This is a genomic window from Bradyrhizobium arachidis, assembly GCF_015291705.1.
Lineage (GTDB): Bacteria > Pseudomonadota > Alphaproteobacteria > Rhizobiales > Xanthobacteraceae > Bradyrhizobium > Bradyrhizobium arachidis.
In genome coordinates this window covers 3,995,829-4,008,114 of sequence record NZ_CP030050.1, presented here as the reverse complement: position 1 = coordinate 4,008,114, position 12,286 = coordinate 3,995,829, and the positions used below count along the sequence as shown (strand labels likewise).

At 61.7% G+C, this 12,286-nt stretch carries 7 protein-coding genes and 1 pseudogene; 7 read left to right on the top strand and 1 reads right to left on the bottom strand.

Annotated features, from left to right (window positions below; genetic code table 11):
* Positions 1-12: 12 nt before the first annotated feature.
* The 3 genes from WN72_RS18415 to WN72_RS18405 are packed head-to-tail and all read left to right on the top strand — an operon-like array spanning position 13 to position 2,958.
* Positions 13-1,194, top strand: coding sequence for a DegT/DnrJ/EryC1/StrS family aminotransferase (locus tag WN72_RS18415; RefSeq protein ID WP_092215188.1), 1,182 nt, complete (start codon positions 13-15; stop codon positions 1,192-1,194).
* Positions 1,191-1,940 carry an N-acetyltransferase gene (locus tag WN72_RS18410; protein ID WP_035729937.1) on the top strand — a complete coding sequence of 250 codons (750 nt, stop codon included), beginning with the start codon at positions 1,191-1,193 and terminating at the stop codon, positions 1,938-1,940. The genes WN72_RS18415 and WN72_RS18410 overlap by 4 nt, the downstream gene beginning before the upstream one ends.
* Before the next feature lie 40 nt (positions 1,941-1,980).
* Complete coding sequence (locus WN72_RS18405) at positions 1,981-2,958, top strand: glycosyltransferase (protein ID WP_347337472.1); 978 nt, start codon at positions 1,981-1,983, stop codon at positions 2,956-2,958.
* A gap of 322 nt (positions 2,959-3,280) precedes the next feature.
* Here WN72_RS18405 and WN72_RS18400 read toward each other — a convergent pair whose 3' ends face one another.
* The gene (locus tag WN72_RS18400) at positions 3,281-4,345 is read right to left on the bottom strand and encodes a polysaccharide deacetylase family protein (RefSeq protein WP_231164329.1); all 1,065 of its coding nucleotides are present in this window, start codon (positions 4,343-4,345) and stop codon (positions 3,281-3,283) included.
* A 1,545-nt stretch (positions 4,346-5,890) separates the two neighbouring features.
* Here WN72_RS18400 and WN72_RS18395 point away from each other — a divergent pair.
* The 4 genes and pseudogenes from WN72_RS18395 to WN72_RS18385 all read left to right on the top strand — a co-directional run bounded on the left by WN72_RS18395 (position 5,891) and on the right by WN72_RS18385 (position 12,157).
* Complete coding sequence (locus WN72_RS18395; protein WP_194483027.1) at positions 5,891-7,900, top strand: heparin lyase I family protein; 2,010 nt, start codon at positions 5,891-5,893, stop codon at positions 7,898-7,900.
* Positions 7,901-7,977: 77 nt separating this feature from the next.
* Positions 7,978-8,313 (top strand): annotated as a pseudogene (locus WN72_RS47860) (cysteine peptidase family C39 domain-containing protein); the annotation flags it as partial.
* Positions 8,314-8,640: 327 nt separating this feature from the next.
* Positions 8,641-10,737, top strand: coding sequence for a type I secretion system permease/ATPase (locus tag WN72_RS18390; protein WP_027559151.1), 2,097 nt, complete (start codon positions 8,641-8,643; stop codon positions 10,735-10,737).
* Positions 10,724-12,157, top strand: a complete 1,434-nt coding sequence (locus WN72_RS18385) for an HlyD family type I secretion periplasmic adaptor subunit (protein WP_027559150.1) — start codon at positions 10,724-10,726, stop codon at positions 12,155-12,157. Before WN72_RS18390 ends, WN72_RS18385 begins: the two co-directional genes overlap by 14 nt.
* Positions 12,158-12,286 lie beyond the last annotated feature (129 nt).

Here is a 12,286-nt window from a genome sequence, read left to right as displayed (position 1 = left end):
GAGGTTGAACAAATGCAAATTCCGTTCGTTAATCTCAAAGCGCAATATGAGACGCTAAAGGACGAGGTAGCTGAAGCAATACAGGGCATCCTAGACTCCGCGCAGTTCATAGGCGGCGAGGCGCTTGCCTCGTTCGAAAGAGACTTCGCTGAGTATTGCCAGGCGCGCCATGCGCGCGGCGTGGCGAACGGCACCGACGCGCTTCATCTGGCGATACGAGCCTTAGGTATTGGCCATGGCGACGAGGTGATCACAACCGCCCACACCTTCATCGCCACCGCGGCCGCCATCGCCGCGACGGGAGCGCGGCCCGTGTTCGTTGATATCGATCCTGATACCTGCACCATCGATCCGAGGATGATCGATCGCGCGATAACGGATCGTACAAAGGCAATCGTCGCAGTCCATCTCTTCGGCCAGCCGGCTGATATGGATCCAATCAAGGACATCGCACGACGGCGCGGCCTCTACGTGCTAGAGGACGCGGCCCAGGCGCACGGAGCGGAATATCAGGGAATCCGAACGGGGGCGCTCGGCGATGTCGCATGTTTCTCGTTTTACCCGGGGAAGAACCTCGGCGCCTACGGCGACGGCGGAGCGGTAACCACCAACAATGCTGCGATTGCCGAGCGGATCGAACGACTGCGTGACCACGGTCGAACCAGCCACTACAGCCACGCCGAGATCGGGTTCAACAGCCGGCTCGATGCCCTCCAGGCGGCAATCCTGCAGGTCAAGCTTCGGCGCCTGGATGAATGGAACGCCAATCGGCGGCGCGCTGCAGAGTGGTACACCGCGGAGTTGGCGCAGTCGGGGATCAAGACGCCGTTCGTTCGAAAGGGATCGACGCACGTCTACCACTTGTATGTGATCGCCACGAAAGAGCGGGACGCAATACGCAAAACGCTGGACGAGGCCGGCGTGGCGACCGGGATCCATTATCCGGTGCCGCTCCACCTACAGCCTGCTTTCGTTCATCTCGGCTACAGGCTGGGCGACCTGCCGTACTGCGAAGCGATGGCCGCTCAGTCACTGTCCCTGCCCATGTTTCCCGAGCTTGCACGCGACCAGGTGCGCCGTATCGCCGCGATTGTGCGCGCTGCGACCGAGCAGGACAGCCAGCAGAAATTGCAGCGGGAGTCACCGTATTCGCCCGCCGCGCAGCGCGCCGAGACCGCGAAGGAGCTGCGATGACGCGAATCAGTGCATGGGCGATTGTCGAGACCGCAGCGATCGGTGAGGCGGTGACGATCGCCGAGTTCGCCGTGGTGCGACCTAATGTTACGATTGGCAACGGAGTGATCATTCACCCGCATGTCGTGATTGAAAGCGGCGCAAGGATCGGAGACAACGTCGAAATATTTCCGGGAGCCTATATCGGCAAGGCGCCCAAAGGGGCCGGCGCATTGTCGCGCCCGCCGCGTTTTGAGGCCTGGGTCGATATCGGCGCTGATTGTTCTGTTGGACCGCACGCGGTAATTTTCTACGACGTCTTGGTCGGCGCGGGCACTCTGATTGGTGACGGCGCCTCAATCCGTGAACAATCACGGATCGGCTCGAAGAGCGTCATCGGGCGTTACGTCACGGTCAATTACAACACACGCATCGGTGATCGCGTTCGGGTGCAGGATCACACCTGGTTGGCGGGGAATATGACGATCGAAGATGACGTGTTCATTTCGGGCTGCGTCGGCACTTCGAACGACAATGCGATCGGGCGCAACGGCTACGACGGTTCGCCCATGCTAGGGCCGCACATCGCGCGCGGCGCCGCGATCGGCCTGGGAGCCAACTTGCTGCCAGGCGTCAGAATCGGCATTGGCGCCATCGTCGGCGCCGGCGCCGTGGTGACGAGGGACGTGCCCGACAGTTCGCTCGTGATGGGCGTCCCGGCGGAGGTCCGACGACGGCTCAAAGAGGTTGGCGGCGCAGATCTGTGACTTGTTAGCAGCTCGTGCCAACGTCGAGGGAGCACCAATCGTGCGGATACTCTGTGTCACCAACATGTATCCGAGTCCAGACAGACCGGGCTCCGGCGCCTTCGTATGCCATCAGGTAGAGCAGCTGCGGCGGTTCGGCCACACGGTCGACGTGATCGACATTCTCGGATCCCAGTCCAAGATGAATTACTTGCGGTGCGCTCTTGACGTCATGCGAATGACTCGCGCGGTGGCATATGACGTCGTCCATGCGCATTACGGCTATTCGGCATATCCTGCAATGTTTCGTTCGAAGGCGCCACTCGTGATCACGCTACACGGGACCGACGTGCTCGGAAGTGCCTTTGAAAGGCTGTGCACGCATGCTGTGTCGCATTTCGCCGATGCCATCATCGTCGTTTCCGAGGGGCTGCGAAAGCGGATTCCGGGAATCGTGATTCCCTGCGGGGTCGACCTTGGCGTATTCAGGCCGTACGATCGCGACAAAGCACGAGCGCGGCTGCAATGGCCAAAAGACAAGTATATCGTTCTGTTTCCGTTTGATCCGGCTCGCCGTGAGAAGAGATATGATCTCGCGCGAGCGTCAGTCGAGCGGCTCGTGCAGGAGGGCGTCGACGCGGAATTGATGACGGTTTTCAATATGGCGAACGGCGAAATGCCGTGGTGTTACAGCGCCGCCGACGCCATGCTCCTCTGCTCGGATCGTGAAGGGTCGCCGACCTCCATCAAGGAAGCTCTCGCGTGTAATCTTCCGGTGGTTGCGACGAAGGTCGGCGACGTTGGCGAGCTTCTAAGCGGCATCGCGGGAACGCGAATCTGTCCGCCGGACGTCGGCACGATTGCCCGCAACCTTCGAGAGGTTTTTGACTGGTCGCGGAGCAGCGAGTTCCGAGGGCGAGCGGCGATGGCGAGGTACGATCAGGTCGTCACGGTGGAGAAGATCGTCGAGGTATATGCCGACGTTCTCTCCAACTTCAGGGCAAAGGCAGTGGACAGGCGTTTGCTGCGCAGCGGATGATCATATTGAGACGGCATGGATCTTCACCGGCGAACGCAGCAGCTCGCGGCTGGGATCGAGGCAGAGTTGGTTTCGAAACGAGCGCGCTCGTTCATTCGCTCATGTAACCCGGCGACCTATCCCTTGGCCGGCTCTAGACCAACGGCCATCGATCGAGCGAAGGACGGCACGGTTGAAGGCCGGGGCACTCCCGCACACACCGGTGCCTTGTTGGACTTAAAGGCACGTTGCTTCATCCAGGATCACTTTCCGCCGCTGCGGCCTCTGCAGCGGCGATCGCCTCAACGGTGGCGGGCGCCCTCCCCTAAGACGTGCGGCGGTGTCAGCGCGCTGTCGGCCGAGTCAGGTGCGAAGCTTCTTTCGACGAATGACGACGTGATCGTTTCGCGAGAAGCGCCTGCACTGCCAACTGTACCCCGCTTAATCGAGCAGCAACGGAAGCTTCTGTGTCATACGTACTGTCCACCCCAATGCGGGGAAGCGCGAATGGGTTGAGACGGTCGTCGGTTAGCTGATCGTGTCGTGTTGTTACGGCGCTCGCGTATCCAGCTTCGTTGGCGAGATACTCTTCTCGCAGACCGCACGCGCCGGGGGTTCCATAAGGATAAGCGAGGTGCCTGACAGGCAACTGAAGTAGATTCTCCAGATAGTTCCGATTATCGATCAGTTCGGCTCGCGCAGAGGTCTCATCCAGGTCTGAGAGCGCTCGATGTGAGGTCGTGTGCCCGCCAATCGACGCGAGAGGATGACGCGCCAGACTTTGGAGCTCGCCCGGATCCAGGAAATACCGGTCATTCAGCGCCGCCGTGGAAATGCCGGCGTTTTCGAATGTCGTCGTCAGCGACGCGGCACGTTTATAATCCTGGTGCACCCAGTCTCTTACTTTGCCCAAGGCAGCTCGCTTGCTCCGCTGATCAGGGCAACGAAACCGCGCATCCATTGCGTCGATCGTTACCACGTCTCTCGAGCGAATTAGTTCGCGCACTCCCAGCCACCAGCACTGCATGGTCCGCTTTAAAGCATCTGTCGGCACATACATTGTGAATGGAGCGTTGTGGCGCTCGAGGATCGGAAGCGCTACCGAGACATTGTCCCGGTACCCGTCATCGAAAGTGACGACCGCATAGCGGCGAGATCGGTCATCTTCGGCCAAGCGCTTAAGGCACTCTTGGAGACTAACGATCGCCCATCCTTCTCGTTGCAGCCAATCTACCAAAAACGCGAAAAGTTCAACCGAAGCTCCGGTCATCAATTCCGACCGACAATCCCGCTGAATCTCGTGGAACATCACGATGACCGCTCTGCCAGCGAAAAATCTGCGACAAACCGGGAGAAGTCCGAGACCCTTAGCTCCATAAAACAGGCTATGTTTCAACAGCTGCTTCACTTGAGGCCACCTCCACGGAGGAAATCCGTTCGGTCAGGGCGGTCTAACATGGTTCAGAACGCGCACCAGACCTGCAGTACATTCGATTAACAATCTTCATCCGTCATACAATCTTCCGCTGCGCTGCCTCTTTACAGGACTGTTGCACAGTGTGGTGCGCGGTCGGAATCGGCGAAACTGGAAACAAAACGCTCAGGATGGAGGATACTCGCCCGCATACGCGCGACGGTCGATACGCCGAACGGGCCGGCGCCGATGATGGCTGCTGGGCCACCAAATCCGGCCACCCGCCCGCCCTGATGCAATCGAGCTGTGCGCGCAACTTCGACGCAAATGTAGCAAGAGCTTGAGAACTGACGTACCTGAATCGAAAGTGCACTCGGGGGCATAGTGGCTACCCAATTGTGACTACGAAGACTGCCGAACCGACTCCGTTCGCGACGCGATAGAGACGGATCGCCTGAGGCTTCTGGAAAACCGACGATAGCGGTAATGTCCCGCGATGTCGTTGCGCTATTTCGCCACGCCAGCAAAGGCGCTCTGCCCGGCACAGTATCCATGTCCCAACGTCATGATCGAGTGTTCATCGGAGTCACTTCAAACACCAGGAAGACAATCACGCCCCATGCGCTTTACCTCCCTCCATCTTCGATGAAGCGATCGCAGTCGGCGTGGCGGGAGCGGACTACTATCGAAAAGCAGCTATCGGCGAGTCTGTCTCGGATGAAGCTACCAGGTGCACGAAGCTCGCGCGCAATGCCGCAATGGAGCGCCGATGTGACGTCAAAGCGCGAACGGAAGTTCGTGATGGTGTTTGCGCACCTGAAGTGAAACGCACCTCGACCAGACCAGGTTGAGCTGCCATCGGGGATTCGAGACGAGCTCTCTTGCCGCTACAAAACTGGCTCTTAGCCGCAGTGACTCGGGCGTCTCATGAGCGATGAAGCCGCGAGGCTTCTTGTTTTGTTTGTCTCCAACGCGACCACCACCAATGGGCGCGCCTAGGCGCCTCTCGCAGACGACATTTTCCGCAAGTGAGCGGCGGGACGATTATGAGACGATGCTTTGGTGACCGATCGCGCAGTTTGGATTGTGAGGATTCACGGCTCCGGCCTAAACGTGAAGTGCCCTCGCATCGCGCGCGTCAAATAGTACCTACGTGCGTTCTTCCCTTCGATCGGTCGCGACGCCAACGCAAATCTGATGGCGAAATCGCGCGGGCGCCTTGAACTGACCCGATATGGGCACGTATTGGGCCGACATACCTAGGTATTAATCACATTTTGAAATTTTTTTCGCCACACTTCCTAATTAACCCACTGGCCGAGCAGTTGGGGGGGTACCTCGAAATTTCCCACTGCCTTGAAATGTGTTCGCGGCCCTTAGCGCTGCGAGCATGTGCTGTGTCTCCCGTCATCACGGGGCGCGGCACGTAAAGGTGTTCGCGGTGCTCAGCACTGCGAGCATGCGGTATGTCGTGTGCCATCGCGCGCACGGCAGTGGAATTCCCGAACTCTTGCAATGTAACTCGTAAGGAGGCCTGGAATGGCGACTAACGGCACGATTACGTCGTTTTCTTCTGCACCAAAAAATCGCTTTGATATCGGTGGCGACGGCTACGAAGTCCAGACGGCTGGCAACAGCTATAGCCTGAGCAATCCTGACTCAGACACGCTGCGCTTCGAAGTCCACTCGGGCGATCGCGCCTGGTACGACGGCTCTTATCCTGATCGTTCCGAAATCGAAGGCGAAGCGCGTATTGCGGCCGGCACCCCGATCGCCATCGACTATCAGGTCAAGCTCGAGCCCAACGGCCCCAACAACACGTTCGTCAATACGACGTCGTCGTATTTCATCCTGGGCCAAATGCACAACGATGACAGCGCGAGCGGCGTGTCCACCTCGCCTCCATTTTACGTCAACATGGTCGGCGATAAGATGGAGTTTGATGCGCTGTATGCCCTGCCCGGCGGCAATCCCAGCAACGGATCCTCTGATCTGAAGCACCTTACCTGGGACGGTCCCACTATCGTGCCGGGACAGTATTACGACATCAACGTCCAGGCCAATTTCTCCAACACCAGCGCGGGCTATCTGAAGGTTTCGGTCAATGGCCAGGAGGTCGTGAACTATAAGGGTCCCTTGGGTTTTGGCGATCCGACCTATTGGGAATATGGGATCTACCGGTCGCCAGCATCCGAATCGGCGGCTGTCGATTATCGCAATATGACGCTCGTCACCGGCTCGGCCGCAAGCGGCTGGCAGGGCGTGGGCGGCACGTCGTCATCGGGCAGCACCTCGGGTGGCACGACCGGCGATTCCTCGTCTGGCACGACGTCGGGCGGTACCACCGTGACCACTCCGGCTGGCAACACTTCCTCCGGCAGCACGTCCTCGGGTAGCACGACCGGTAATTCCTCCTCGTCCGGCACGGGCGGCAGCACCGGGACCTCTTCAAGCGGCACCCACTCGTCGGGCAACACCACCGTGACCACTCCGACTGGCAACACTTCCTCCGGCAGCACGTCCTCGGGTAGCACGACCGGTAATTCCTCCTCGTCCGACACCTCCTCGTCCAGCACGGGCGGCAACACCGGGACCTCTTCAAGCGGCACCCACTCGTCGGGCAACACCACCGTGACCGATCCGACCGGCAACACTTCCTCCGGCAGCACGTCCTCGGGTAGCACGGGCGGAACGCACACGACGACGCCGGCGAAGCCGACGACCCCGGTTGCGCCGACCCTCACTGTCGCCGATAACACACTGTCGGTCAGCCCGGGCGGCAGCGTCTCGCTGGGACTCGGCGTGAGCGTGCCGCATGTGGGCGATGACGTGACGGTTAAAATCTCCGGATTGCCGACATACGAAACCATCACGGACACACTCGACGGCAAGACCTTCAGTGGAAGTTCGATCACGCTGACCGCGGCCCAGGTCAACAGCGGTCTATCGCTGAGTTCGTCCTACGGAGGTCACGGTCATCCGACCGCGACGCTGACGGTCACCGCGACCGACTCGACCGGCACCCCGATCACGAGCGCGGCCCAGACCATCACGGTGAAGGATCCTCCGGCGACCACGAGCTCGGGCACTTCGACGACGGCGTCAGGGCATGGCACGTCTTCAGGCCACCATTGGCACCACTCGTCCCATCACCATCACACAGTTGCCGCAACGAGCTCTGAGACGTCGACGACGACGCCGGCCGCAGCCAGCACCGGAACGTCAACGACGACGTCCGACAGCAGCACGTCGTCGGGCAAATCGCCTACCAACAACACCGACGTTGCGCAGTGGCTCAACCATCATCCCGACTTCGCACGTGCAGCAACGACGCTCAGCGAGGCCGGAGCGTCGAGGGGGGGCGGCGCGTCCGCTCCCGTCACGACGACGACCGATCCCGCTGCAGGCGCTGGCGCGAAGGCGTACGCCCTCCTCAATCAGATGATGGCGGGCGATTGCGGTCGCGACTCGCATTTCGCGCAAGCCGCGACGCAATCATCCGCGTCGTCTCAACAACACGCCAACTTCCTGACCAGACCTCTGCACTAACCAGCAACCAAGGCTGACCGGGACCGGGCCGCCCCTTCGGGGGCGGTCACGGTACCGCACCGCCGGAGCTTCAGGACATGACCACAAGGACAAAGCGGCCTGAGGCCGCGCACCAGGATCAAGCATTCGAGCAGGGCGTTACCGCACTGACAATTCTGTCGCGGCTCCACGGGCGCGGCGTTGCGCCGGAGGAAGTCCGCCAGCATTGTAAGGGAGACGTATTCGACGTCACCGAGATGCTGAATTGCGGCCGCGCGCTGGGGCTGACGTTGCGGACATTCAACAGCGACTGGACCGGCCTGCCGCTCCTGTCCCTGCCGGCCATCGTCGCGCTTCGCACCGGTGGTTTCATGCTTCTAGGCCAGATCGTCGAAGACCGCGTAGTAGTGGCCGATCTGACCTCGCGACGGCCGACATACATGTCGCAGACAGAATTGGAGCGCGTTTGGGACGGCCGCGTCGTCGTGCTGGCCGCGCCGCGCAGCTTGAAGACCTTCGCGCTCGGCTTGACGGCCGCCGCCGTCGGCCCCATCAGAGCCTTTACCGAGCGGCTGCGGCAATGGTCGCGGTCCGCCTCAAAGGGCGCCAGCTTGACGACCGCCGCCCTCGGTCGCATCAGAACTTTCGCCGAGGGGCTGCAGCAATGGTCGCGCTCCACCTCAAAGGACGCCGCGCTTGACGTGTTCGCGCCGAACGACGAGGCCGCGGCTCAAGACCCCGCCCAAACCGAAGCGGCGCTACTGTCGCTGGTGATCCTGCTGCGCTGTCATGGAATAGGTGCCGAACCCGAACAGATCCGCCATCGCATCGGCTCGCCGCGGATCGGTGTCGCGGAGATGCTCCGCTGCGCCAAGGCGATGGACCTGAAGGCGCGCGCGCTCTCGACGCGCTGGGATCGGCTCGCGACCACGCCACTGCCCGGCATCGCCGTGCTGCGCGACGGCAGCTTCCTCATCCTCGGCAGAGCCGCTCCCGACAAGGTGCTGGTGCAGCGTCCGATGGAGCAGCGGCCGGAAACGATGACGCGTGAGGAGTTCGAGGCCATCTGGAGCGGTGGCCTGATACTGATGGCGCGCCGCGCGGGCCTGACGGACCTTGCGCGCCGTTTCGACATCACCTGGTTTATGGGTGCTATCGGCAAGTACCGGCGGATGCTCGCCGAAGTGTTGACCGGATCCCTTTTCCTCCAGCTCTTCGCGTTGATTTCGCCGTTGTTCTTCCAGGTGATCATCGACAAGGTGCTGGTGCATCGCAGCCTGACGACGCTCGACGTCCTGATCTTCGGCATCGTGGCCATTGGTATCTTCGAGGCTATCCTCGGAGCCCTGCGCACCTACCTCTTCGCGCACACCACCAACCGCATCGATGTCGAACTCGGCGCGCGCCTGTTCAGTCACCTGATCTCGCTGCCAATCGCTTATTTCCAGGCGCGGCGGGTCGGCGATTCGGTCGCCCGTGTGCGCGAGCTCGAAAACATCCGCCAGTTCATCACCGGCTCTGCGCTCACGCTCGTCCTCGACCTGCTGTTCACCTTCGTGTTCCTCGCAGTGATGATGTACTATTCGCCTCTGCTGACGCTTGTCGCCGTTGCAGCATTCCCGCTCTACATCGGCATCTCAGCCGGGTTGACTCCGCTGTTCCGCCGCCGCCTCGACGAGAAATTCCGACGTGGCGCGGAGAACCAGGCGTTCCTGGTGGAGAGCGTCACCGGAATCGAGACGCTAAAGGCAATGGCGGTCGAGCCTCAGATGCAGCGGCGATGGGAGGAGCAGCTCGCCGGCTACGTCGCCTCGAGCTTCCGCGTCGTGAGCCTCAACAACGTGGCAAGCGAGGCTGTGCAGTTCATCAACAAGCTTGTCGCCGCGGCGACGCTCTATCTCGGCGCGAAGCTCGTCATCGGCGGTAGCATGAGTGTCGGCGAACTCGTGGCCTTCAACATGCTATCCGCACGCGTGAGCACGCCGGTGCTGCGGCTGGCGCAGATCTGGCAGGACTTCCATCAGGCCCGACTTTCGGTGGAACGACTGGGCGATATCCTCAACACCATGCCCGAGCCGGCCCAGAGCCCGGGCCGCGCGGCGCTCCCGCCTATCCGCGGCCGGGTCACGTTCGACCACGTCACGTTCCGCTATCGCGCCGACGGACCCGAGACCCTGCAGGACCTCACCTTTGACGTCGAACCCGGTCAGGTGATCGGCATCGTCGGCTCGTCAGGATCGGGCAAGAGCACGCTCACCAAGCTGGTCCAGCGGCTGTATGTGCCAGAGCGCGGACGCGTCCTCATCGACGGGATCGACCTGACGATGGTCGATCCTGCCTGGTTGCGGCGACAGATCGGTGTTGTGCTGCAGGAGAACGTGCTGTTCAACACGACGATCCGCGAGAACATCGCGCTCGCCGATCCGATGATGCCGATGGAGCGCGTGTTCAATGCGGCCATCCTAGCCGGCGCGCACGACTTCATCCTCGCTCTGCCCGAAGGCTACGACACCGTTGTCGGGGAGCGCGGATCAAGCCTGTCCGGTGGCCAGCGGCAGCGCATCGCGGTGGCCCGCGCCCTCGTCGCCGATCCGCGGATCCTCATCTTCGACGAGGCTACGAGCGCGCTCGACTATGAGAGCGAGCGAGCCATTCAACAGAACATGAAGCAGATCGCAGCGGGCCGGACTGTCTTCATCATCGCCCACCGCTTGTCGACGGTGCGGACCGCCGACCGCATCATCACCCTGGAGGCCGGCCGCGTCGTCGAGGACGGCAACCATAACGATCTGCTCCACTCGAACGGCCGTTACGCGAAACTCCACCTCCTGCAGGCAGGTCTCCATGGCGTCCGCTAACAACTCCATCGTTCCCTTTCCCAAGCGCCCGATCCGCCGTAACAACTACGAGCTCGCCTTTCTGCCGGCTGCGCTCGAGATCGCCGAGACGCCGGCCTCGCCCGTCGGCCGCGCCGTCGGCGCGACCGTCATAGCCATCTTCTGCGTCGCACTCGCATGGGCTACGCTTGGCAAGGTCGATATCGTCGCCTCGGCCAGCGGCAAGATCATCCCCAGCGGCAGGACGAAGCTGATCCAGCCGCTGGAAAGTGGTATCGTACGGGCGATCAATGTTCGCGAGGGCCAACAGGTCCACGCCGGAGAAAGCTTGATTGAACTCGATCCGACCATGACGGCGGCCGAGCACGGCCACGTCAAGGCGGACCTCGTCGCCGCCCAGCTCGACGTTACGAGGTTGCGGGCAGCGCTCGCGGATAGCGACGACCCGCTCGCGAACTTCCATCCGCCGGCAGACGCGACGGCCGCCCAGATCGAGATGCACCGGCAATTCCTGGTTAGCCAGACATCCGAACAGCGCGCCAAGCTCGCCGAACTCGACCGCCAAGCGTCGCAGAAGAATGCCGAGCGTTCGACTGTCGAGGCGAGTGTCGCCAAGCTCGAGGCCACCATCCCGCCGCTCCAGGAGCGGGTCGAAACCCGCAAATACCTGTTCGACAAGCAGCTTGGATCAAAGTTAAATTATTTGAGCGAGTATCAGGACCTGGTAGGCCAGCAGCAGGACCTCCTTATTCAACGAAGCAAGTTGAGGGAAGCCGAGGCCGGGCTTGCCACGCTCAGGGAGACCCGCGACAGGACCGCAGCCGAGTTCCGGCGCGCGCTTTACGACGAGCTGGCAAAAGCCGAGCAGAAGGCCGCCGGCGTCGCCCAAGACGCGATCAAGGCCGATCGGCGGACGAAACTCCAGGATCTCGTCGCCCCCGTCGACGGTGTCGTCCAGCAGCTAGCCGTGCACACGGTGGGCGGCGTCGTCACGCCGGCTCAGGTCCTCGCCGTAGTTGTCCCGCAGGATAGCCACCTCGAGATCGAAGCCACGCTGGCGAACGACGACGTCGGTTTCGTCCATCCGGGCCAGGACGCCGAGATCAAGGTGCATACCTTCAATTTCACGCGGTATGGGGTGCTCCACGGCAAGGTGTTGAGCATCTCGCCCGATACCATCTCACGCGACGGCCGCGACGCCGCCGAGTCCAGGTCTCGTGCCCAGAACACGTCGGATGGCGGGCAGCAGCGGCAGGACGATCTCGTCTATGCCGCCCGGATATCGCTGGACCAGCGGCAGCTAAAGGCCGACGATCGGGTCGTGGATCTCGGCCCAGGTATGGCGGTTACCGTGGAGATGAAGACCGGGTCCCGCCGTATCATCGGCTATCTGCTCTCGCCGCTCGCCAGGTACCAGCATGACGTTTTGCGAGAACGATAGGAAAAAGCCCTCGCGCCGGCATGCCGGTTCCATAGCAGGTTGCGACCTCGCGTGCCCGTGAAGCTCGCGAGACACTCGAAGACGTCCCTCACTCCTGCACGTTGACTGCGAATTGGGCGTCCGGACGGG